Below are 22,103 nucleotides of genomic sequence, written 5' to 3' on the forward strand. Positions count from 1 at the left end.
TCACCATGTGGATATCACCATGTGGAATCAGTCGGTTCGTACGTCCCCCACACCTCCCGCAGGGCGTTGCAGACCTCGCCCACCGTGGCGCGGGCGCGCAGGGCCTCCTTCATCGGAGGGAGGACGTTCGCCGTACCCGCCGCCGCCTCGCGGAGCGCGGCCAGCGCCGCCGACACCGCCCCGGCGTCGCGGCTCGCGCGCAGGACCGCCAGCGCCTCCCGCTGTCGGTCCTCGATCGCCGGGTCGACGCGGAGCGGCTCGTACCGCTCCTCCTGCTCCAGCGCGAACCGGTTGACCCCGACCACCACGCGCTCGCCCTCGTCCGTCTCCCGCGCGATGCGGTACGCGTTCCGCTCGATCTCCCCCTTCTGGAAGCCGGCCTCGATCGCGGCCACCGCCCCGCCCAGGTCCTCGACCCGCCGCATCAGTGCGAGCGCCGCCGCCTCGACCTCGTCGGTCATCCGCTCCACCGCGTACGAGCCGGCGAAGGGGTCGACGGTGTGCGGCACGTCCGTCTCGTACGCCAGCACCTGCTGCGTCCGCAGCGCCAGCCGGGCCGATTTCTCCGTCGGCAGGGCGATCGCCTCGTCGAAGGAGTTGGTGTGCAGCGACTGCGTGCCGCCCAGCACCGCCCCGAGCGCCTGCACGGCCACCCGTACGAGATTCAGCTCCGGCTGCTGCGCCGTCAGCTGGACCCCGGCGGTCTGGGTGTGGAAGCGCAGCATCAGCGACTTCGGGTTCCGGGCCCCGAACTCCTCGCGCATGACCCGGGCCCAGATCCGCCGTGCGGCCCGGAACTTCGCGACCTCCTCGAGCAGCGTGGTGCGGGCGACGAAGAAGAAGGAGAGGCGCGGGGCGAACTCGTCGACCTCCATCCCGGCGGCCAGCGCCGTCCGTACGTACGCGATCCCGTCCGCGAGAGTGAAGCCGATCTCCTGCGCGGGCGAGGCCCCGGCCTCGGCCATGTGGTAGCCGGAGATGGAGATGGTGTTCCAGCGGGGGATCTCGGCCTTGCAGTAGCGGAAGGTGTCGGCCGTCAGCCGCAGCGAGGGCTCGGGCGGGAAGATGTACGTGCCCCGCGCGATGTACTCCTTGAGCACGTCGTTCTGGACGGTCCCGGTCAGCTGCCCGCCGTCGATCCCGTGCTCCTCGGCCACCAGCTGGTACATCAGCAGCAGCAGCGCCGCGGGGGCGTTGATCGTCATGGACGTGGAGACCCGGTCGAGCGGGATCCCGTCGAACAGCACCCGCATGTCCTCGACCGAGTCGATCGCGACGCCGACCTTCCCGACCTCCCCGTGCGCGAGCGGCGCGTCGGAGTCGTGCCCCATCTGCGTCGGCAGGTCGAAGGCGACGGACAGCCCGGTGCCGCCGCCGGCGATGAGCTGCCGGTAGCGCGCGTTGGATTCGGCCGCCGTCCCGAACCCGGCGTACTGCCGCATCGTCCACGGCTTGCCGGTGTACATCGTCGGGTAGACCCCTCGCGTGTACGGATACGCCCCTGGTTCACCCAGTTTGCCCTCGGGATCCCACCCCGTCAGATCGCCCGGCCCGTAAACGGGTTCGATCGGAAATCCGCTCTCAGTACTCGCCATGTGACCAAGCCCTCCATGGAGCAAACGGCCCCGGGGCTGATACAACCTCCCCGCGACGGCTCGGCCGTCCCCTGACGGCCGCTGGTCACAATGGCGCAACATCCCTGGACCGTCTGCAACTCTCCACGCCCGCCAGGCATCACCTAGATACACGACGTAGAAATCGGGGGACTGCAATGCACCGCCAGAGATTCATAGTCCGCACGCTCGGGGTGGCCACCGCCGTCGCGCTCGCCGCGACCGCCTGCGGGCCCCAGAAGACGGAGCCGGCCGGCTCCGCCTCTTCGGTTCCGTCCGCGTCCGCGGCGGGTTCCACCCCCGAGAGCTCCCCGTCGACGGACAACAAGCCCGCCGACGCCTCGCCCTCGCCGTCCGCCTCGCAGTCGGCCTCGCCGTCCGCGTCTGCCTCGCCGACGGTCAAGGCCGTCATGGCGAACGGCGACGAGAGCGAGCAGGTGCGCGAGCTCCAGGCCCGCCTGAAGCAGCTCAAGTACATGACGGTCGCGCCCACCGGTTTCTACGGTTCGAAGACGACCGCCGCGGTCAAGGCCTTCCAGGCGAAGAACGGCCTGACGGCATCCGGCGCCGTCGACGAGGCCACCTGGAAGAAGATCCAGAGCCTGAGCAAGAAGCCCACCGCCGACGAGCTGCGCCCGCCGACCGTCAACGAGGTCGACGCGCCGGACCCGCGCTGCATGACGGGCCGCGTCATGTGCATCAGCAAGGAGAGCCGCACGCTCGCCTGGATGATCGACGGCAAGGTCGTCTCCTCCATGGACGTCCGCTTCGGCTCCGAGAACACCCCGACCCGTGAGGGCGAGTTCAAGGTGGAGTGGAAGGCCAAGGACTGGACGTCGACCATCTACCACACGCCGATGCCGTACTCGATGTTCTTCAGCCAGGGTCAGGCGGTGCACTACTCCGCCGACTTCGCGGCCCGCGGCTACGCCGGCGCCTCGCACGGCTGCGTGAACGTCCGGGACAAGGGCAAGCTCGCGTCGCTGTTCGAGCAGGTGCACGTGGGCGACAAGGTCGTCGTCTACTGGTGATCCCGGGCGATCCGCATGATCCGCGTGATCCGCGTGATTCCGATGGTCCCCGGGCGATCCCGGGGATCCCGGTGATCCGGTCGAAGAAGTAGAGGCGCGGGCAGGGCCGGGGGAACGAACCCCGCCCGCGCCGGGTGCGCAGAGCCCAGGGGTACGGGGGGAACCCCGGCTCATGCGCGGCCGATGACCAGTCGGCTCGTTATGTACTGCGCCGCAGGTTCGAAAAGTGTTACAGCCGGCTCACCCCGCCGCTCGGGACCCGCTCGAGGCGTGCTCGCGGACCACCCGAAGGAACGCCTGACAGCCGACGGCCGCCGTGGCCGCAGCCGTCAGCGCAGCTTGAGGGGCGCCCCGGAAGACGCGGGTGCGACCGGGCTCGCCGGGGCGAGCGTCGGGGCCTTGAGGACGGAGCTCCCGTCGTCGGCCGTGCGCGGAACGGTCGGCGCGTCGCTCCGGACGGGCCCGTCGAGCAGCGCCTCGCAGAAGTGCGGGATGCGCGCCAGGCCCTGCGCCAGCTTCGAGAGCCGCTCGCGGCGGTCGGAGGTCATGTGCCCCGACCGGTAGGCCTCGCACAGGTCCACCGCCTTGAGGCGGCTCTGCTTGTCCGCGTCCTTCAGCGAGGTGGTCCCGCCGGCGAAGGCGTCCTTGCCGTCCCTCGCGTCCTTGCCACCCGCGTCGTCCGTGCCGGCGCTGCCGCCGGACGAGGTGCCGGGGCCGGTTCCCGTTCCGGTTCCGAATCCCTGGACCGCGCCCGTGCCCGCGTCGGCGCCCGGCGTCTGTGCCGTGCCCGGGCTCGGCGCCGAGCCGTCCGTGCCGCGGAGCGGGGTGGGCCGCAGCTGGGGTGCGAGGGTCGGGCCCGCGGTGTCGCCGGCCGTCGTCGGATTCTCGTCGGCGCTGAGGGACACCGCCGGTGCGGGGCCCGCCGTGTCGTTCGTGGCCCGGTCCAGCAGGCCGGCCCCGGCGGCGACCGCCAGGCTGCCGACGGCGACGCCCGCCAGTGCGGCGACCAGGGCGAAGCGCGCCGGGCGGCCGCGCCGGGACGCGGCGACGGTGAGGGGTACGGCGGCCGTGCCCAGTTCCACGAGGGGCGCGGTGTCGGCGCCGGCCGGTACGGACATCGCGGGCACGGCGGATATCGCGGACACCCCGGGCGCCGGAGCCGCCTCGGACGCCCCCGACGCCGAAGCCGCCCCGGACGTCCCGCCCGCGAGGGCCCCGCCGCGCGCCGCGCGGAAGGCGGCCACTGCGGCGGCCTCGCCGGGCAGTTCCACCCCGGTGGGCGGCTGGGGCGCGGCCAGCATGTCGAGAGCGGCCCGCAGCCGGGCCTCCGCTTCATGGGCGCGCCGGTCGGCGCCAGGTGCGGCCTGGCCGCCGCGCAGCACTCGTTCCGCCGCGGCCTTGTCCAGCCACCTGTTGCGCTCGTCGGCCATCACATGTCCTTCTGCGTCCGCCAACGTGAATGCGTCACACCGGTTTGCTCCACGAGGCCACCGCCCCGGCCGCGCTGAGCGGGTACGGCGTCGAGATCCCTCCCGCCCCTGCCGTCCTGCGCCTGGCCACCGGCATTATGGCCGACCGGCCCCGCCGAATCCGAGCCCGGATCCAGGTCCGGCCCGAAGCCGCCCTCCTGGCCGAGCAGCTCGGCCAGTTTCTTCAGGCCCCGGTGGGCTGCGGTGCGTACCGCTCCGGGCCGCTTGCCCAGGGTCTCGGCCGCACTCTTGGCGTCCAGGCCGACGACGACGCGGAGCACCACGGCCTCGGCCTGGTCCTGCGGAAGCTGTGCGATCAGCGCCATGGTCCGGCCGGTCGACAGGGCCTCCATCGCCTCGCCGGCGGTGTCGCTGTCGGCGGCACGGCCCGTTAGTTCGGTCTCGTCGCCGCCTATGGCGGGGCGGCGCCCGCGCATGCGGATGTGGTCGAGGGCCCGGTTGCGGCCGATCCGGGCGGCCCAGCCGCGGAAGCGGTCGGCGTCGCCGGTGAAGGAGTCGAGGTCGCGGGCGATCTGCAGCCAGGCCTCGGAGGTCACGTCTTCCGCGTCGGCGTCCCCGACGAGCGTGCGGACGTAACCGAGCAGGCGTGGGTGCACGGCGCGGTACACAGCACGGAACCCGCTCTCGTCGCCGCCCTGTGCCGCGAGCACCGCGGCGGTCAGCTCCGCGTCGTCCCCCAGCAAAGTCCCCAACCCGTTCACTGTCCTGTACGTGTGGCGCAAATCAGCACGTTACGGCTTTCAAGTACCTTCGTCCACGCGGTGTACGGGGAGCAACCATTCGTGCGCGAAGCGGGGTGTGACACAAAACGCACTCGCGGCGCTGACAGGGGTACGGGCTTGTCGCACGAGCCCGTACGGACGGCGACCGGGGCCTCTCCTGTGGGGGGTGGCGGCCTCGGTCGTCTTCCTCCTCCCCCTGCGCCCCTCTGTGCACCGCCGTTGATCCCGGCTTTCCGGCGCGTCGCCCCTCATCACGTCATCCTTTCGGCTCACTTCCGGGTGAAAACCTCGGATGGGTACGACACACCCGGCCCCGCGTCGCTAGCGTGGCGGTACACCCGCGCCGCGCCCCGAGGAGCCCCCCGCTGTCCAGCCACCTTCCGGCACAGGCCCGCGGCAGCTCCGATCCTTCTCACGGCTCCGGGCTGGCGCGGTTCAACGCCCTCTCCCCCGAAGCCGCCGAGGCCGTCCTGCTGCACTGCTGCGGGAGCCGTCGCTGGGCCCAGCGGGTGGCGACCCACCGCCCCTACCCGGATCCCGACACGCTGCTGGCCGCCGCCGACGAGGCCTCGTACGACCTCTCCCAGGCGGATCTGAGCGAGGCACTGGCGTCGGAGGTCCCGGTGGAGCTGGACCACGGGGCCCCGTACGCCGCGCTGCTGGCGCTCGACGCGGCCCATGCGGAGTACGAGCGCAAGTTCGGTCACGCCTTCGTGATCTGCCTGGACGGGCATCCGCCGGAGGAGCAGGCGGACCAGCTGCTGACCGCGGTCCGACGCCGGATGGAGCTCGAGGCGGACGAGGAGCGGTCGATCTCGGCGGACGAGCTGCGCCGCCTCGCCCAGGTCCGGCTGGCGGATCTGACACATTGGCTGACCTCGCGGGACGGGGTTTCTGCCGCGGATTCAGGGCTATTCGCCCCTGTGGGATAGTCCGTCCGTGCCTGTTTGATCACACCGATGGACCCGGCGCGAGGGAACCGACAAAGCGTCGCTACGATGTCCGGGGCCGGAGGACCGTACCCGGCCGGGCCCGACCGACAAAGAAGCCGGCTGGCCCCCGCCCCGCTTCCGGAGGGTTTTCCGTGCCGGCTGGAACGTTGTACCGCGGCCGGGAAGGAATGTGGTCCTGGGTGGCTCATCGAGTCACCGGCGTCCTCATCTTCTTCTTCCTGTTCGTACACGTCCTCGACACCGCTCTCGTCCGCGTCTCCCCCGAGGCGTACGACGATGTCGTGGCTACCTACAAGACTCCGATCGTCGCGCTGATGGAGTACGGCCTCGTGGCCGCCATCCTTTTCCACGCGCTGAACGGTCTCCGTGTGATCGCCGTGGACTTCTGGTCCAAGGGCCCCCGTCTCCAGAAGCAGATGCTCTGGGGCGTGATGATCGTCTGGATCATCCTGATGGCCGGGGCCCTGTACCCCGTCCTCGGTCACGCAGCTGCTGAACTGTTCGGGAAGTGACACGCGCCATGTCTTCGAACAACACGGTTTCTGACGCTTCTTCCGCCCAGGCCATCGGCGACGTGGAGGGCGTGAGCCTCTACGACGTCGACAACCCGGCGCCGTACATCGAGGCCCCGCGCAAGCGCACGGGCAAGACCCCGCGCTCGACCCGCGGCAACTTCGAGATGGCCGCGTGGCTCTTCATGCGCCTCTCGGGCATCGTCCTCGTCGTCCTGGTCATCGGCCACCTCGTCATCCAGCTGGTGCTGGACGGCGGCGTCTCCAAGGTCGGCTTCGCCTTCGTGGCCGGCCGCTGGGCGTCCCCGTTCTGGCAGGTCTGGGACCTGCTGATGCTGTGGCTGGCCATGCTGCACGGCGCCAACGGCCTGCGTACCGTCATCAACGACTACGCGGAGCGTGCCAACACGCGGCTGTGGCTGAAGGGCCTGCTCTACACCGCCACGGTGTTCACCATCCTTCTGGGCACGCTGGTGATCTTCACCTTCGACCCGAACATCCGCTAGGCAACGGGGCTGAGGCGAATCCAATGAAGATCCACAAGTACGACACCGTCATCGTCGGCGCAGGTGGCGCCGGCATGCGCGCCGCGATCGAATCGACGAAGCGCAGCCGCACCGCGGTGCTGACGAAGCTCTACCCCACCCGCTCCCACACGGGTGCCGCGCAGGGCGGCATGGCCGCCGCGCTGGCGAACGTGGAAGAGGACAACTGGGAGTGGCACACCTTCGACACGGTCAAGGGCGGTGACTACCTGGTCGACCAGGACGCCGCCGAGATCCTGGCGAAGGAGGCCATCGACGCGGTCCTCGACCTCGAGAAGATGGGCCTGCCGTTCAACCGCACCCCGGACGGCACCATCGACCAGCGCCGCTTCGGCGGCCACTCGCGCAACCACGGCGAGGCGCCGGTCCGCCGGTCCTGCTACGCCGCGGACCGCACCGGCCACATGATCCTCCAGACGCTGTACCAGAACTGCGTCAAGGAGGGCGTGGAGTTCTTCAACGAGTTCTACGTCCTGGACCAGCTGCTGGTCGAGGAGGACGGTGTCAAGAAGTCGGCCGGCGTGGTCGCGTACGAGCTCGCCACCGGCGAGATCCACGTGTTCCAGGCGAAGGCCGTCATCTACGCCTCCGGCGGCACCGGCAAGTTCTTCAAGGTGACCTCCAACGCGCACACCCTCACGGGTGACGGCCAGGCGGCCTGCTACCGCCGCGGCCTGCCGCTCGAGGACATGGAGTTCTTCCAGTTCCACCCGACGGGCATCTGGCGCATGGGCATCCTGCTGACGGAGGGCGCCCGCGGTGAGGGCGGCATCCTCCGCAACAAGGACGGCGAGCGCTTCATGGAGAAGTACGCGCCGGTCATGAAGGACCTCGCGTCCCGTGACGTCGTCTCGCGCTCCATCTACACCGAGATCCGTGAGGGCCGCGGCTGCGGTCCGGCCGGTGACCACGTGTACCTGGACCTGACGCACCTGCCGCCGGAGCAGCTCGACGCGAAGCTCCCGGACATCACCGAGTTCGCGCGCACGTACCTGGGCATCGAGCCGTACACGGACCCGATCCCGATCCAGCCCACCGCGCACTACGCCATGGGCGGCATCCCGACGAACGTCGAGGGTGAGGTCCTGGCGGACAACACCACCGTCGTCCCGGGCCTGTACGCGGCCGGCGAGGTCGCCTGCGTCTCCGTGCACGGAGCCAACCGCCTCGGCACCAACTCGCTGCTGGACATCAACGTGTTCGGCAAGCGCTCCGGTATCGCCGCGGCGAAGTACTCGCAGGAGAACGACTACGTCGAGCTCCCCGAGAACCCGGCGCAGCAGGTCATCGCCCAGGTCGAGCAGCTGCGCAACTCCACGGGCAAGGAGCGGGTCGCCGACCTGCGCCTGGAGCTCCAGGAGACGATGGACGCCTGCGTGATGGTGTTCCGTACGGAGCAGACCATCAAGACCGCGGTCGAGAAGATCGCGGAGCTGCGGGAGCGCTACAAGAACGTGTCCGTCCAGGACAAGGGCAAGCGCTTCAACACGGACCTGCTGGAGGCCATCGAGCTGGGCAACCTGCTCGACCTGGCCGAGGTCATGGCCGTGTCCGCGCTGGCGCGCAAGGAGTCCCGCGGCGGTCACTACCGCGAGGACTACCCGAACCGCGACGACGTCAACTTCATGCGCCACACCATGGCGTACCGCGAGGTCGGAGCCGATGGCTCGGACTCGGTCCGGCTCGACTACAAGCCGGTCGTGACGACCCGCTACCAGCCGATGGAGCGTAAGTACTGATGGCTACCCCGACCCTGTCCAAGACGGACAAGATGGAAGAGGCGGCCGCGGCCTCCCCGTACATCACGGTCACGTTCCGGATCCGCCGCTTCAACCCCGAGATCTCGGACGAGGCGCAGTGGCAGGACTTCCAGATCGAGATCGACCCGAAGGAGCGCGTGCTCGACGGTCTCCACAAGATCAAGTGGGACCTCGACGGCACGCTGACCTTCCGCCGGTCGTGCGCGCACGGCATCTGCGGCTCCGACGCGATGCGGATCAACGGCAAGAACAGGCTCGCCTGCAAGACGCTGATCAAGGACATCAACCCGGAGAAGCCGATCACCGTCGAGGCCATCAAGGGCCTCACGGTGATGAAGGACCTCGTCGTCGACATGGACCCCTTCTTCCAGGCGTACCGCGACGTCATGCCGTTCCTGGTCACCAAGGGCAACGAGCCGACGCGTGAGCGTCTGCAGTCGGCGGAGGACCGCGAGCGGTTCGACGACACCACGAAGTGCATCCTGTGCGCGGCGTGCACCTCGTCGTGCCCGGTGTTCTGGAACGACGGGCAGTACTTCGGCCCGGCGGCGATCGTCAACGCCCACCGCTTCATCTTCGACTCGCGTGACGAGGCCGGCGAGCAGCGGCTGGAGATCCTGAACGACAAGGACGGCGTGTGGCGCTGCCGCACGACGTTCAACTGCACCGACGCGTGCCCCCGCGGCATCGAGGTCACGAAGGCGATCCAGGAAGTCAAGCGCGCCCTGATCACGCGCCGCTTCTGACCGCCCGGCAGTCAGCTGTACGAGGGCCCCGCCCCGGAATCCGTTCCGGGGCGGGGCCCTCGCCCGTTCGGGTGAGGGCCCGGTTTCCCGCCGCGGTGCCCGTTCCCGTCCTACGATGATGCTCTCGACAGCAGCCCACGGGAGGCACGTGATGTCCGCAGCACCCGCTGAGCACCCCACCGGTACGTGGCCACTGCTCGATGCGGCCAATGCGCTCATGGAGCGGAATCCCGGCTACCGCGTCGAGATCGTCGAAGAGCACATGCTTGTGACGCCACCCCCGGACCGCGGCCACGCCCGGGCCCTCACCAAGCTCATGCGCCCCTTCATCGCCGCCGGCCTTGACGAGGAGGAAACCGACGTGCTCCAGGGGGTCGGCCTCTGGCTCCCGGACGGTCGCGAGGGTTACGTCATTCCCGATCTCGCCGTGGTGGATGCGGACGCCGACGACCACTACGTCGAGAACAACTGCTACGACCCCGTCGTCTTCCGCCTGGTGCTGGAGGTCACCTCCAGCAATTACCAGGCCGACCTGCGGACGAAGGTCACCGCGTACGCCAACGCCAAGGTCCCGGTGTACGTGATCGTCGACCGCAGGCACAACCGCCTGCACGTCCTCACCGAGCCGGCGGCGGACGAGTACGCCACCCACCGCATCCACGCTCCCGGTGAGCTCGTCACCCTGCCCGAGTCGATCGGCGCCAAGGTGACCCTGGACGTCGCCGCCGTCCTGGCCGCCGCGCAGCGCAAGCCCGAAAGCGAATAGACGGCTCCCCCGACCGGGGTACTCGGCCGGGGGTGGCTGTGGAAAGATCGAGCGCATGAGCGAGCAGCAGCCGAATCCGTACGCGAGTGACAACGGGGCTCCGGGGAGCCCCGGTTATGGCTATCCGCCGCCGTATCCCGCGGCCCCCGGGGGCGCCGGGTACGGGTACCCCGCCACTCCGCCCGCACCGGGCTACCAGCCGACCGTCGGCGGCGCGGGCATCCCCGCCCAGGCGCAGCCGCCGATGCAGCCCCCGGCCTACCCGGCCGCCCCGCAGGGCGCCGGCGGTTCCGGCCTGTCCCTCGGCGACATCACCATCGCCGGGGACCAGATCATCACCCCCTCGGGCGCGATGCCGCTCAAGGGCGCGATGTGGAACGCCTCGGACTTCTCCCGCACCGAGACGAAGATCCCGACGCACGCGGTCGTGCTCGCGATCATCTTCTTCCTGTTCTGCCTGCTGGGCCTGCTCTTCCTCCTCATGAAGGAGAAGACCACCACCGGCTACATCCAGGTCACCGTCACCAGCGGCGGCCGCCACCACTCCACGATGATCCCTGCGGTCGACGCGGGAACGTTCCCCTGGGTGATGAACCAGATCAACTACGCCCGTTCCCTGAGTATCTGACGGGTGACGGTCGGGTCGGTGATGCCGGTGTCGTCCGCCACTCCGACGAACAGGTCGACGTCGCGCAGGACTTCGCTGAGCACCAGCGCGGGGACCTCGGCCGGCGGCACCGGGTCGACCGGCGCCTCGCCGCCCCGCAGCCACATCGTGTAGTCGCCGCCGCATGCGTGCGCCACGTTCTGCGGGGCGTCGATCGGGTAGAAGCGGACCTGGTCGGTGCGCAGCCGCAGGAAGCTGCCCGAGTCGGTGATGTCCTCGTACGTGCCGTCCCCGCTGTCTCCCTCGATCCAGTACTCGGCGCGCAGCCCCCACTGCGGCAGCTCGCGCACGGCGGGCGGCGTGCTGTCGTCCACGGCGAGGCGCAACTTGTTGCGCCGGCCGCGGACCGCGGCCGGCGAGTGGAACTGGTGCTGGCGCAGGAAGTGCGCGGCGAACCGGTTGGAGTACGGCCCGGTGCGCAGCTCGGCGTCGGTGAGCGGGTAGACCTCGCGGTGGGCCTGCTTGAACGGCTGCGTGATGCCCTGCCGTTCGAGCCAGTCCTGCCAGGCGTCCACCTCGGCCGGCTCGCGGTCGACGGGAGACCAGGAGCGTAAGGGGGCCCTCTGACAGCGCATCGGCTGCCCGATATCCAGGGGCGGTTGGCCCGCGACTCGGACAGGATGCCCCCATGACTTCCACGAACCCCATGAGCCCTGTGAGCCCCGCGAACCCCATGAACCCCGTGAACCCCCTCCTCGCCCACGACGTCGCCGGCCCGACGGACGGCCCGGCGCTGGTCCTCCTGCACTCCTCCGTCTGCGACCGCCGGATGTGGGAGCCGCAGTGGGGCCCGCTGGCCGAGGCCGGGTTCCGGGTCGTCCGGGCCGACTTCCGTACCTGCGGGGACTCGCCGCCGGCCGTCGCGCCCTACCGCGACGTCGACGACGTACTGGACCTGCTGGACTCCCTCGGCATCGAACGGGCCGCCTTCGCCGGGTCCTCGTACGGCGGCCGCGTCGCCCTGGGGATCGCGGCCCGGCACCCGGAGCGGGTGTCCGCACTGGCCCTGCTCTGCTCCGCCGTCCCTGCCCAGACGCGCGGCCCGGCCCTCCAGAAGGTCGCCGACGCGGAGGACGCGCTGCTCGAGGCGGGGGACGTCGCGGGGGCGGTGGAGCTGATGGTGGACACCTGGCTCGGCCCGTCGGCGGACGAGGCGGTCCGGGCGCTCGTACGGACCATGCAGGGCCGCATCTACGACGTCGCGCGGACCGTGGAGGACGGCCACGAGCTCCCGGAGCGCGAGGTCGACCTCGGGGCCGTGGCCGCCCCGACCCTCGCGATCGGCGGCGCCCACGACGTCGAGGACTTCCGCGACATCGCCGCCGACCTCGCGCACCGCATCCCCGGCGCCCGCCACCTCGAACTCCCCTGGGCCGGCCACCTCCCGTCCCTGGAACGCCCGCAAGACACGACGGCCCTGCTGCTCGACTTCCTGCAGTGATGCCGGCCTGGATCGCCGAGGTGGCCACCGGGCCCCGGGCCCGATGACCGGTCCCTCTCCGCCGGGGAGGTGACGGCCGCCTTCGAGCGCACCGCCGCCGCGCTCGGCACCCGGGTCCGCGACCTCGGCCACGGCGGGCCGGCCACCTTCTACGCGCCGGGCGAGCCGGCCACCCTGCCCGACAGCCTCGGCGCCAAGGTCACGCTCGATGTCGAGGAGCTGCTGGCCGCCGGCCGGCCGCAGCCCAAGAAGCGCGCCCCGCAGGGTCCCGAGGCCGAGTGACCGGTCACTGCTGGCAGCGGCCGAACGTCACCACGTAGGTGCCGGCCTGGCTCGCGCCGGCTCCGGCGCGGTCCGCCGAGCCCGGCTGGGCCCAGGCGCCGATCTCCCGCATCGACGGGTCGAGGACGATCTGCCGGTGGCCGTACGTGCTCACGTTCACCCACCAGTTGACCGCGGCGTTCGGGGTTCCCGAGCCGCCCCAGCCCGTGTACGTGATCTCGGCGTAGCCCCACGACCTGGGGTTCGGGCAGTAGCCCGCGGCCTTGATCCGGGTCCCCGGTGTCGAACCGGTCTGGGGGTTGGTGTGGGAATCCCTGCCCGGGCCCCACCACTTCTGCTGCACGGCCGCGGCCGAGTGCTGCTGCGCCGCGTTCGTCAGGGCCTGGTTCACGGTGAGCGCCGGCAGCCCCCGCTGCGTGCGCTGGTTGTTGATGAGGCAGATCACCGCGTTCCGCGCGGCGCTGTCGTTGCTGCTGGTCGGCGCCCGGGCAGCGGCCGCGGCGTCACATGTGACGGCCGTCGCCGGCGCCGCCGAGACGGGTACGAGCGCGGCCGACAGGATTCCGGCCACGGCCAGGGTCCGTGCTGTTCTCGAGACGAGTGAAACGGGCCTGCTCAAGGAGATCCACCTCCCCTTTCACGCCCCCGCCCCTTCAGGCTGCCACCCGCCCCGTCGCCCCGCCATCCGGGCGCCGTCGCAGGCGTACGGCCCGGCGGGGCCCTTCCCCCCTGACGCGGCACTCGCACGCGCACTCCAAGAGCACGCCCCCGGACCTCGGTTGCCGCTGCGCCGCCGATCTCGTGGATCACGCTCCCCCGACGGCTTGAACCTGTTCAAAAAGAGGTCTACAGTCAGTCCTGCCAACAAGTTGAACACGTTCAAGGGGGGCGAGGGCATGGACCTCACCGTCGTCGCATACGTCATCTACCTGCTCATCAGCATCGCGCTGACCGTCTGGGTGGCCCGTACGCTCAGCCGCAACGGGCGCATCTTCATCGCCGACGTCCTGCACGGGAACGAGAAGCTCGCGGACGCCGTGAACCACCTGCTGGTGGTCGGGTTCTACCTCGTCAACATCGGCTTCGTGACGCTCTACCTGCGCTCGGACGTCGCCATCGACACGGCCCGCCAGCTCTTCGAGGCACTGTCGGTCAAGCTCGGTGTCGTCCTGCTCGTCCTCGGCGTCATGCACCTCGGCAACGTCTGGGTGCTGAACAAGATGCGCCGTCGCGGGATCATGGAGCGCCAGCAGACCCCGCCGGTCGCCCCGCAGACGTGGACCGCTCCGGCCGGGGCCTGACCGATGGCCACGGCAACGACGGCCACGCACCACCTGACCGTCCTGTACGACGCCGACTGCCCGCTCTGCGTGCACATCCGGCACTGGCTCCTCGGGCAGCGCTGGCTCGTACCGCTCCGGCTGATCCCGGCCGGGTCCTACGAGGCGCAGCGGCGCTACCCGCAGCTCGACCATGCGGCGACGCTCCGCGAGATCACCGTCATCGGGGACTCGGGGCAGGTGTGGACCGGTACCGACGCCTTCATCGTGTGCCTGTGGGCGCTGGTGGAGCACCGGCCGAAGGCGAACTGGCTCGCCACACCGGCGGGCCGGCCCTTCGCCCGGGCCGCCATGTACACGGCCTCGGCATGGCGGCAGGCAGTACGGACCGGGCCCGGGCCGGAGGGTGAAGTGGAGCCGGAGGCACCGGCCTGTGACGACCACTGCGCCGTACCCGGATAGGCTCGTACACCGTGACTGATCAGAAGGCTCCCAAGAGCGAGCAGACCCGCACGCTCATCCTCGAAACCGCGCTCCGTCTCTTCCAGGAGCGCGGGTTCGACAAGACGACCATGCGGGCCATCGCCAAGGAGGCAGGGGTCTCGGTCGGCAACGCGTACTACTACTACGCGTCGAAGGAACACCTCGTCCAGGGGTTCTACGACCGGATCGGCGCCGCACACCAGTCGGCGGTGCGGCCCATCCTGGACAGCGAGACCGATCTGCAGAAGCGGCTCGCGGGCGTGCTGACGAGCTGGCTGGACATCGCGGCGCCGTACCATGAGTTCGCTTCGCAGTTCTTCAAGAACGCGGCGGACCCGGAGAGCCCGCTCAGCCCCTTCTCCCCCGAATCGGAACCCGCGCGCAAGGCGGCGATCGACATGCACCGCGAGGTGCTGGCGGGCGCGAAGACGAAGGTCCCGGACGAGCTGGCCGACGTACTGCCGGAGCTGATGTGGCTCTCGCAGATGGGGCTCGTCCTGTACTGGGTCTTCGACCGGTCCCCGAACAGCGAGAAGACGCGGCGGCTCGCGGAGCGCGGCGCGCAGCTCACGACCCGGGGCATCGTCCTGGCCCGGTTCCGGGTGCTGCGGCCGCTGGTGCGCGAGGTCCACGAGCTGTTCGCGGACTTCCTGCCGGGGATGGCGCAGACGGTGGTGTCGAAGAAGAAGCGGGCCTCCGACCCGGACCCGGCGTAGGGACCGGCCTGATCCGCCGCCACCCCCTGGGCACCCCCTAGAGCCAGTTGAGCTCCCACAGGCGCCAGACGCCGGTGCCGTCGGAGAGGTACTGGGCCCCGGAGACGGCGTCGCGGGACATGACGTAGTCCTTCTTCTGCCAGATGGGCAGGATCGGGACGTGCTGGGCGACCAGCTTCTGGAGCTCGCGGAAGTCGCCGGAGGCCTGGGCGCGGTCCGAGAAGGACTGGGTACGGGCGATCAGTTCGCCCACGGCCTTGTCGGAGAAGCCGTTGTTCATGCTGGAGTCGGCGCCGACGAGCGGGGCGAGGAAGTTGTCCGCGTCCGGGAAGTCGGCGATCCAGCCGATGGTTTCAGGCCAGGGTTGAGGCCGGCGAGCACGTCCGGCGGCATGCCGCGGTGGGCGACCTCGATCTGGTGGTCCTGCCAGGCCTGGTCGAGCTGGGCCGAGTCCTTGAAGTACCGGACCGTGACGGCCGTCCCGGCGGGCTTGTCCTGGCCCAGGTAGCCCGGGTTGGGCTTGAGCTCGGCGCTGGTGCCGGCCCGGTACGCGCCGAGGGTGAAGGGACCGGAGCCGTCGGCCTTGCCGTCCTCGCGCAGGGCCTTCGCCGGGTACTTCTCCTTGTCGACGATCGAGCCGGCACCCGTCGCGATCTTGAAGGGGAACGTGGCGTCGGGCGCGGAGAGGTTGAAGGTGACGGTGCGGTCCTCGGCCTTGACCGACTCCAGGGTGTTGAAGAGCGGGGCCGGGCCCTGGTCGGAGTTGATCGCCTTGATCCGGTCGAAGGAGTGCTTGACGTCCTCGGCCGTGACGGCGCGGCCGCCCGCGAACTTCAGGCCGGGGCGGAGCTCGCACTGGTACGTGGTGAGCTTCTGGCCGAGGAACTTGCAGGCGGAGGCCGCGTCCGGGACGGGGGTGCCGGAGCCGGACCTGAGGAGCCGGCGTCGTACGCCCCGGCGGGGTCGAGGGAGGAGACGGCGTCGCTCGTCCCGACCCGCAGGGCGGTCCCGCTGCCGCGGCCCTCCTCGGGCAGCAGCTGCCAGGCGCCGACACCGGCCACGCCGACGACCAGCCCGACCGCGATGATCTTCGTGCGGACAGCCTGCATCCTTGACCCCACCCCGCCCCACCCCGTCCAGGGCGTGCGAACGCCCTAACGGTCATCCCCTCATGGAAATCGGACCCCGGGAAGGCCGATTCGCGGCGGGTCGTTACCGGTTGCGACCGGTCAGGCCTGGTATGAGGCGAGTTCGACGACCGTGATGTCGGACGGCGCGCCGACCCGGACCGGGGGTCCCCAGGCACCGGCTCCGCGGGAGACGTAGAGCTGGGTGTCGCCGTAGCGCTCGAGGCCGGCGACGGTGGGGTTGGCCAGCTCGGCGAGGTAGTTGCCCGGCCAGAGCTGGCCGCCGTGGGTGTGCCCGGAGAGCTGGAGGTCGACGCCGTGGCGGACGGCCTCGTGGATGACGACGGGCTGGTGGGCCATGAGCACGGCGGCGCGGGCCCGGTCGCGGTCGCCGAGGGCGGCGGTGAAGTCCGGGCCGTGGCCCTCGGTCTCCCCCTGCACGTCGTTGACGCCGGCGAGGTCGAAGTACGGGAGCGCCCGGCGGGCGTTCTCCAGGGGGGTCAGGCCGAGCTCGCGGACGTGGTCGATCCACTGCTGGGCGCCCGAGAAGTACTCGTGGTTGCCGGTGACGAAGTACGAGCCGTGCCGCGCGCGGAGCCGGCGCAGGGGCTCGGCGGCGCTGCCGAGGTCGTGGACGTTGCCGTCCACGAGGTCGCCGACGACGGCGATGAGGTCGGGCTGCGTGCGGTTGATCGTCTCGACGATGCGGGTGGTGTGGGCGCGGCCGAGGACCGGGCCGAGGTGGATGTCGCTGACGACGGCGATCCGGAAGCCGTGCGCGGCGCGGGGCAGTTTGGCCAGGGGGACCTGGACGCGCTTGACGCGGGGGCCGCGGAGGACGCCGTACGTGCCGGTGGCTACGGTTCCGGTTGCCGCGAGGGCGGCTGCGCCGCCGACCGCCCGGGCGACGAACTGGCGGCGGGTCGCTCCGGCGGGCTCGTGGGCCGGGGCCGCCGGGCCCTGGCTCTGCTCGGGCGGGAGCGGGTCGTCGTCGAGGGCGGTCGCGGGGCCCTGCGGGGCTGCTCCCCCATCCGCCCTTCCGCCGTTCCCCGGGGCTCCGCCCCAGACCCCGCGCCTCGAACGCCGGCGGGGTGGGATTCGGTCGGCCCGGCCGCGGAGGAGGAGGGCTCGGACCGGTTCGGCCGGCAGCATCGCCAGGCTCAGGTACAGGAGGACCGCGAGCCACATGTAACCCGGCCAGGCCACGGACTGTTGGAGCCAGAAGGGGGCGCCGGCGCGGCCCGTGGTCAGGGCGGCCAGCGAGAGGATCGGCAGGGTGAACGCGAGGGTGGTGCCGATCCGGCGGGCCGTGCCGCGCGGGCGCGTCGTATCGCGGACCAGACGGATCCACAGCCAGCGGTGGACCAGCACCAGCAGGGCCAGGACCAGCCCTGCGATCACCACGAAAATCGCGATCTTCACGCGTTCGGACCCCGGCGTGATGCACGCCGCAGCGCGAGGACGCCGCGCAACCCGATCACACCAACGGCCGTCCCCAGGAGAAAGGAGGCGATGGCCAGGAGAAGGTGGACCCAGAAGTAGGCCGTCGGTTCGCCCGCCGCGTCGAAAGCCAGACCGCTGGCGTCCTTCCACAGGTTCCGGACGAAAGTTACCCAGATGAACCAGCTCCACACTCCGAAGGCGAGCAGGAACCAGGAGACGGCACGGCTGAGTTTCATGCCCCCAGTATCGGTTTGGTCCCCAGGACGGCCGCGTCGGGGTGGGCTGTACCGGCGGTGGTTCGGCCATGTTGGCCGGTCCCGGGCTGCAGACAGCCGATCGGGATGTACTTTCACCTGCGTGTCTGCCAAGAAGACCGCGCTGACGGTCCTTTCCGCCGGGCTGCTGGTCCCCGCGATGCTCGTGGTGCCCGCGCACGCCGCGCCCACCCCGCTGCCGGACGGGAAGGGGCAGCCGCCCAAGGCCCCGGCCGCGGGCGGGCCGCCGGCGTCGATGTCCACCGTCGGCGGAGCCCTGCTCGGCAAGCCGGGGGTCCAGGTGAACCCGCTGGCCGGCGCCCCCGCCCTGCCGACGAACCTGACGGGGCGTTCGTGGATCGTGGCCGACGCCGAGACGGGCGAGGTGCTGGCCGCCAACAACGCGCACTGGCGGCTGCCCCCGGCCTCCACCCTGAAGATGCTCTTCGCGGACACGGTGCTGCCCAGCCTCCCGAAGGACAAGGTCCACAAGGTCACCGATCAGGACATGGACGGCGTCGGGGCCGGCTCCAGCCTGGTCGGGGTCAAGGAGGACCACGAGTACTCGGTGCACGACCTGTGGCTCGGGGTGTTCCTGCGGTCCGGGAACGACGCCGTGCACGTGCTCGCCGCCATGAACGGCGGCATCGAGAAGACCGTCAAGGACATGCAGGCGCACGCCGAGGAGCTGCAGGCCCTCGACACCCACGTCGTGTCCCCCGACGGGTACGACGCCCCTGAGCAGGTGTCGAGCGCGTACGACCTCACCCTCATCGCCCGCTCCGGCCTGCAGAAGAAGGACTTCCGCGAGTACTGCGGGACGGCGGAAGCGAAGTTCCCCGGCCTGCAGGAGCCCGGGAAGCCGCGCGAGTACTTCGAGATCCAGAACACCAACCGGCTGATGACGGGCTCGGGCGGCCTCTCCCCGTACAAGGGCATCGCCGGGGTGAAGAACGGCAACACCACCATGGCCGGCTCCACCTTCACCGGCGCTGCGCAGCAGGGCAACAAGAAGCTGCTGGTCACGGTGATGAACCCGAGCGCGGGCGGCCTGAACTCCGTCTACGAGGAGACCGCCGGCCTCTTCGACTGGGGCTTCGCGGCCATCGGCAAGGTCAAGCCGGTGGGCGAGCTGGTTCCGCCGAAGAGCGCGGACACCTCCTCGATCGGCTCCCCCGCCCAGTCGCACGAGAACAGCCACTCGGCGGCCGGCGAGGGCGCGGGAGGCGGTGTCGGCACCGCGCTCGGCATCGCGGGCGGTGCGCTGGCCGTGATCGCGGGCGGGGCGTACGCCGTCAACCGACGCTGGCCGCGCGGCCCGCGCGGCCGCCGCAGCGACGGCGGCGACCAGGCGTCCTAGGCCTCCCCGGTGTCGTAGGCCTCCCAGGCCTCCTGGAGCTCCCCGGCCCGCTACGCCGCCTGCTCCCGGTTCGCGGGCGCTTCGGGCTCCTGCGCGTCCTGCGCGCCGTCGCCGTCCGCGGCGCGGGTGGTCGTCCAGGCCGAGCAGTACAGCAGCAGCTTCGCCATCAGGTTGATCCAGATCAGCAGGGCGACCGGCACGCCGAAGGCCCCGTACATGCTCTTCGCGGCGACCCCGCGCATATAGCCGCTGAGCAGCAGTTTCAGCAGTTCGAAGCCGGCCGCGCCGAGGAGGGCGGCCTGGATGAGGTGGCGGCGCGGCGGTTCGACGCCCGGCAGCAGGGTCAGCACGTAGAGCAGGATCAGGAAGGCCGCCACGACGCCGACGAGGAAGGCGCCGACCCGCAGGAGCACGCCGCCCGCGCCCTGCTGCGGCACGCCCAGCCAGCTGCCGAACTTGCCGACCGCGCTCGAGCCGAGGATCGAGGCCGCGGCCGAGCACAGGCCCACGCCGCCGAGGCCGACGAGCACGAGCGCGTCCTTGCCCTTGCGGACGACGGGGTTCCCCAGGTCCTCGTCGTCCTTCTCCCACACCGCGCGCAGGCAGTCCCGCATCGAGCCGACCCATCCGATGCCGGTGACGAGCAGGAGGGCGGCGGCGACGAGTCCGATCGTGCCCGCGTTGGCGACGAGGCCGTTGAGGTCGAGCTGCTCGGAGATGCCGGGGACCTGCTCGGCGAGGCTCTTCTGGAGCCGGTCCAGCTGCTCCTGGCTGAGCAGCGCCGCGCCGATGGCGGCGGCCACGGTGATCAGCGGGAAGAGCGCGAGGAAGCTGATGAAGGTGATCGCGGCGGCGAGCCGGCTCCAGTGGACCCGGTCGAGGCGTTCGTAGGCACGCCACGCGTGCGTCCGCATCAGCCGGACCACGAGTGGCCCGATCACCGGGAGTTTCGTCAGCCAGTCCATGGGGTCACCGTAAAGGAGCTGAAGGAAATAGCCGGGATTGCCGGTTTTGGGCACTACGGTCGTCGATTGTGACTTTTCGCGAAGTGCGTCCGATGGACGACCGTCCGTTTCACACCCTGGTCCTGCGCACGCTCCGGTTCCACGCCCGCCACACGCTCAGGCCGCGTCGTCAGGAGCGTCGTACGGCGGTCTCGGCGGCACCGGCGGCCCCCGCCGCCTCGTCGACCGGTGACCCGAGCTGCGCCGGGACGCCGTTGACCGGGCCGCTGCCGAAGGGGTACTCGTGCAGCTTGCGCCAGACCCCGTCCGAGCCCTGCTCGTAGAGCGCGAAGCCCGTGCAGGTCCACTGCGCCGCGTACTCGGCGAGGGTCGTGAACGCCAGGTCCATCGCCTCCTCGGAGATCCCGTGGGCGACCGTGACGTGCGGGTGGTACGGGAACGCCAGCTCCCGGTCGAGCGGCCCGTCCGGGTCGCGGACCAGGCCCTGGAGCCGGGTGCAGCCCGTACCGCCCTCGACGACCTGGACGAAGACGACCGGCGAGAGCGGGCGGAACGTGCCGGTGCCGGCGAGCCGCATCGCGAAGGGGCCGAAGGCGGCCGCGACCTCGGACAGGTGGGCCCTGATCTCCGGCAGCCGGTCCGCCTCCACCTCGGTGGGCGGCAGGAGGGTGACATGCGTGGGGATGCCGTGCGCGGCAGCGTCCCCGAAGCCGGTGCGCAGCTCCTGGAGCTGGCTGCCGTACGGCTCCGGGACCGCGATCGAAACGCCGAGCGTTACGGTCCCCACGTATGTCTCCTCCGTCGTCTGGTGCGTACAGGTTGCGTACGGGTCCTGCCGACCCAGTGTGGGGCCAGCACCCCCCGGATTGCCAGAGCGTCTTTCCCTGACCGGTTCGTCAGCCCCGGGTCAGTGCTTCGCGGGGACCAGACCGAGGCGGTCGTAGGCCTGCGCCAGGGTCTCGGCGGCGACCGCGCGGGCCTTCTCCGCGCCCTTGGCCAGGATGGAGTCCAGCGTCTCCGGGTCGTCCAGGTATTCCTGGGTGCGCTGCTTGAACGGTGTGACGAAATCGACCATCACGCCGGCCAGGTCCGTCTTCAGCGCGCCGTAGCCCTTGCCCTCGTACCGGGCCTCGAGGGCGGTGATCGACTCCCCCGTGAGGGTGGAGTAGATCGTGAGCAGGTTGCTGACGCCGGGCTTGTGCTCGGCGTCGAAGCGGACCTCGGCCTCGGTGTCGGTGACCGCGCTCTTGATCTTCTTCTCGGTGACCTTGGGCTCGTCGAGGAGGTTGATCAGGCCCTTGGGGGACGACGCGGACTTCGACATCTTGATCGACGGATCCTGGAGATCGTAGATCTTCGCGACCTCCTTGACGATGTGCGCGGCGGGCAGGGTGAACGTCTGGCCGTAGCGCTGGTTGAAGCGCTCGGCCAGGTCGCGGGTCAGCTCGATGTGCTGGCGCTGGTCCTCGCCGACGGGGACGGCGTTCGCCTGGTAGAGCAGGATGTCGGCGACCTGGAGGATCGGGTACGTGAACAGGCCGACGGTGGCGTTGTTGACGCCGCCCTTGGCGGACTTGTCCTTGAACTGGGTCATCCGGCTGGCCTCGCCGAAGCCGGTGATGCAGTTCATGACCCAGCCGAGCTGTGCGTGCTCGGGGACGTGGCTCTGGATGAAGAGCGTGCAGCGCTCGGGGTCGAGACCGGCGGCGAGGAGCTGCGCTGCGGAGAGCCGGGTGTTGGCGCGGAGCGCGACCGGATCCTGCGGCATGGTGATCGCGTGCAGGTCGACCACCATGTAGAAGGCGTCGTGCGTCTCCTGCAGGGCGACGTACTGGCGGATGGCTCCGAGGTAGTTCCCGAGGTGGAACGAACCGGAGGTGGGCTGGATACCGGAGAGCGCGCGAGGACGATCAGAAGCCATGGCCCCATTCTCTCAGGTGCCGAAGC

The 22,103-nt window shown here is 70.8% G+C and carries 24 protein-coding genes and 1 pseudogene; 14 read left to right on the top strand and 11 right to left on the bottom strand.

Annotation, left to right across the window (positions count from 1 at the left end):
* Positions 1-14 precede the first annotated feature (14 nt).
* Entirely contained in the window at positions 15-1,595 is a 1,581-nt protein-coding gene (locus tag ACZ49B_RS06775) for an acyl-CoA mutase large subunit family protein (protein WP_468301162.1), read from the bottom strand.
* A 176-nt stretch (positions 1,596-1,771) separates the two neighbouring features.
* Between ACZ49B_RS06775 and ACZ49B_RS06780 the strand changes: the two genes are divergently transcribed.
* Complete coding sequence (locus ACZ49B_RS06780; RefSeq protein ID WP_468301164.1) at positions 1,772-2,644, top strand: L,D-transpeptidase family protein; 873 nt, start codon at positions 1,772-1,774, stop codon at positions 2,642-2,644.
* A 329-nt stretch (positions 2,645-2,973) separates the two neighbouring features.
* Here the strand turns inward: ACZ49B_RS06780 and ACZ49B_RS06785 are convergent, their stop codons facing one another.
* On the bottom strand, positions 2,974-4,074 hold the full coding sequence (locus tag ACZ49B_RS06785; RefSeq protein ID WP_468301167.1) for a hypothetical protein: 1,101 nt from the start codon (positions 4,072-4,074) through the stop codon (positions 2,974-2,976).
* A complete protein-coding gene (locus ACZ49B_RS06790; RefSeq protein ID WP_468301576.1) occupies positions 4,074-4,817 on the bottom strand; it encodes an RNA polymerase sigma factor in 744 nt (247 codons plus the stop codon). The genes ACZ49B_RS06785 and ACZ49B_RS06790 overlap by 1 nt, the downstream gene beginning before the upstream one ends.
* 365 nt (positions 4,818-5,182) lie before the next feature.
* Here ACZ49B_RS06790 and ACZ49B_RS06795 point away from each other — a divergent pair, with 365 nt between their 5' ends.
* The 7 genes from ACZ49B_RS06795 (at position 5,183) to ACZ49B_RS06825 (ending at position 10,766) form a co-directional block, all read left to right on the top strand.
* On the top strand, positions 5,183-5,788 hold the full coding sequence (locus tag ACZ49B_RS06795) for a 2-oxo-4-hydroxy-4-carboxy-5-ureidoimidazoline decarboxylase (protein ID WP_468301170.1): 606 nt from the start codon (positions 5,183-5,185) through the stop codon (positions 5,786-5,788).
* A gap of 152 nt (positions 5,789-5,940) precedes the next feature.
* Positions 5,941-6,321, top strand: a complete 381-nt coding sequence (gene sdhC / locus ACZ49B_RS06800) for a succinate dehydrogenase, cytochrome b556 subunit (protein ID WP_078987295.1) — start codon at positions 5,941-5,943, stop codon at positions 6,319-6,321.
* An 8-nt stretch (positions 6,322-6,329) separates the two neighbouring features.
* Complete coding sequence (locus tag ACZ49B_RS06805; protein ID WP_053786358.1) at positions 6,330-6,827, top strand: succinate dehydrogenase hydrophobic membrane anchor subunit; 498 nt, start codon at positions 6,330-6,332, stop codon at positions 6,825-6,827.
* Between the two features lie 23 nt (positions 6,828-6,850).
* Positions 6,851-8,605 (top strand): succinate dehydrogenase flavoprotein subunit, encoded by a 1,755-nt coding sequence (gene sdhA / locus ACZ49B_RS06810; protein WP_468301175.1) that lies wholly within the window; start codon positions 6,851-6,853, stop codon positions 8,603-8,605.
* Complete coding sequence (locus ACZ49B_RS06815) at positions 8,605-9,372, top strand: succinate dehydrogenase iron-sulfur subunit (protein ID WP_030290692.1); 768 nt, start codon at positions 8,605-8,607, stop codon at positions 9,370-9,372. The genes sdhA and ACZ49B_RS06815 overlap by 1 nt, the downstream gene beginning before the upstream one ends.
* A gap of 151 nt (positions 9,373-9,523) precedes the next feature.
* Complete coding sequence (locus ACZ49B_RS06820) at positions 9,524-10,138, top strand: Uma2 family endonuclease (RefSeq protein WP_468301179.1); 615 nt, start codon at positions 9,524-9,526, stop codon at positions 10,136-10,138.
* 55 nt (positions 10,139-10,193) lie between these two features.
* Positions 10,194-10,766: a hypothetical protein gene (locus tag ACZ49B_RS06825; protein WP_468301182.1), complete on the top strand. Its 573-nt coding sequence runs from the start codon at positions 10,194-10,196 to the stop codon at positions 10,764-10,766.
* Here the strand turns inward: ACZ49B_RS06825 and ACZ49B_RS06830 are convergent.
* Positions 10,742-11,380 carry a DUF4132 domain-containing protein gene (locus ACZ49B_RS06830; protein WP_468301185.1) on the bottom strand — a complete coding sequence of 213 codons (639 nt, stop codon included), beginning with the start codon at positions 11,378-11,380 and terminating at the stop codon, positions 10,742-10,744. The two genes, ACZ49B_RS06825 and ACZ49B_RS06830, sit on opposite strands and share 25 nt — an antisense overlap.
* A gap of 53 nt (positions 11,381-11,433) precedes the next feature.
* Here ACZ49B_RS06830 and ACZ49B_RS06835 point away from each other — a divergent pair, with 53 nt between their 5' ends.
* Together ACZ49B_RS06835 and ACZ49B_RS06840 are read left to right on the top strand one after the other, a co-directional pair.
* Positions 11,434-12,246 carry an alpha/beta fold hydrolase gene (locus ACZ49B_RS06835; protein ID WP_468301188.1) on the top strand — a complete coding sequence of 271 codons (813 nt, stop codon included), beginning with the start codon at positions 11,434-11,436 and terminating at the stop codon, positions 12,244-12,246.
* Positions 12,247-12,315: 69 nt separating this feature from the next.
* Positions 12,316-12,528: a hypothetical protein gene (locus tag ACZ49B_RS06840; RefSeq protein ID WP_468301191.1), complete on the top strand. Its 213-nt coding sequence runs from the start codon at positions 12,316-12,318 to the stop codon at positions 12,526-12,528.
* Positions 12,529-12,532: 4 nt separating this feature from the next.
* Here the strand turns inward: ACZ49B_RS06840 and ACZ49B_RS06845 are convergent, their stop codons facing one another.
* A complete protein-coding gene (locus ACZ49B_RS06845; RefSeq protein ID WP_468301194.1) occupies positions 12,533-13,147 on the bottom strand; it encodes a CAP domain-containing protein in 615 nt (204 codons plus the stop codon).
* A gap of 277 nt (positions 13,148-13,424) precedes the next feature.
* Here ACZ49B_RS06845 and ACZ49B_RS06850 point away from each other — a divergent pair, with 277 nt between their 5' ends.
* The 3 genes from ACZ49B_RS06850 to ACZ49B_RS06860 are packed head-to-tail and all read left to right on the top strand — an operon-like array spanning position 13,425 to position 15,007.
* The gene (locus ACZ49B_RS06850) at positions 13,425-13,829 is read left to right on the top strand and encodes a hypothetical protein (RefSeq protein WP_468301198.1); all 405 of its coding nucleotides are present in this window, start codon (positions 13,425-13,427) and stop codon (positions 13,827-13,829) included.
* A 3-nt stretch (positions 13,830-13,832) separates the two neighbouring features.
* The gene (locus tag ACZ49B_RS06855) at positions 13,833-14,270 is read left to right on the top strand and encodes a thiol-disulfide oxidoreductase DCC family protein (RefSeq protein ID WP_468301201.1); all 438 of its coding nucleotides are present in this window, start codon (positions 13,833-13,835) and stop codon (positions 14,268-14,270) included.
* Positions 14,271-14,281: 11 nt separating this feature from the next.
* The gene (locus ACZ49B_RS06860; protein WP_468301204.1) at positions 14,282-15,007 is read left to right on the top strand and encodes a TetR family transcriptional regulator; all 726 of its coding nucleotides are present in this window, start codon (positions 14,282-14,284) and stop codon (positions 15,005-15,007) included.
* Between the two features lie 37 nt (positions 15,008-15,044).
* On the opposite strand, the pseudogene ACZ49B_RS06865 reads toward ACZ49B_RS06860, so the two are convergent.
* The 3 genes and pseudogenes from ACZ49B_RS06865 to ACZ49B_RS06875 form a co-directional block, all read right to left on the bottom strand.
* Positions 15,045-16,116: pseudogene (locus ACZ49B_RS06865) on the bottom strand (ABC transporter substrate-binding protein).
* A gap of 120 nt (positions 16,117-16,236) precedes the next feature.
* Complete coding sequence (locus ACZ49B_RS06870) at positions 16,237-17,556, bottom strand: metallophosphoesterase (protein WP_468301207.1); 1,320 nt, start codon at positions 17,554-17,556, stop codon at positions 16,237-16,239.
* Positions 17,553-17,813 carry an SCO4848 family membrane protein gene (locus ACZ49B_RS06875; RefSeq protein ID WP_468301210.1) on the bottom strand — a complete coding sequence of 87 codons (261 nt, stop codon included), beginning with the start codon at positions 17,811-17,813 and terminating at the stop codon, positions 17,553-17,555. Before ACZ49B_RS06875 ends, ACZ49B_RS06870 begins: the two co-directional genes overlap by 4 nt.
* Positions 17,814-17,934: 121 nt before the next feature.
* Between ACZ49B_RS06875 and ACZ49B_RS06880 the strand changes: the two genes are divergently transcribed.
* Positions 17,935-19,191 (top strand): D-alanyl-D-alanine carboxypeptidase family protein, encoded by a 1,257-nt coding sequence (locus tag ACZ49B_RS06880; protein WP_468301213.1) that lies wholly within the window; start codon positions 17,935-17,937, stop codon positions 19,189-19,191.
* A gap of 50 nt (positions 19,192-19,241) precedes the next feature.
* Here the strand turns inward: ACZ49B_RS06880 and ACZ49B_RS06885 are convergent, their stop codons facing one another.
* The 3 genes from ACZ49B_RS06885 to trpS all read right to left on the bottom strand — a co-directional run bounded on the left by ACZ49B_RS06885 (position 19,242) and on the right by trpS (position 22,077).
* Positions 19,242-20,156, bottom strand: a complete 915-nt coding sequence (locus ACZ49B_RS06885; RefSeq protein ID WP_468301215.1) for a YihY/virulence factor BrkB family protein — start codon at positions 20,154-20,156, stop codon at positions 19,242-19,244.
* Positions 20,157-20,325: 169 nt separating this feature from the next.
* Entirely contained in the window at positions 20,326-20,943 is a 618-nt protein-coding gene (locus ACZ49B_RS06890) for a 2'-5' RNA ligase family protein (RefSeq protein WP_468301218.1), read from the bottom strand.
* A 120-nt stretch (positions 20,944-21,063) separates the two neighbouring features.
* Entirely contained in the window at positions 21,064-22,077 is a 1,014-nt protein-coding gene (gene trpS, locus ACZ49B_RS06895; RefSeq protein ID WP_468301221.1) for a tryptophan--tRNA ligase, read from the bottom strand.
* Positions 22,078-22,103 lie beyond the last annotated feature (26 nt).

Source organism: Streptomyces sp. NPDC031132 (assembly GCF_055570595.1).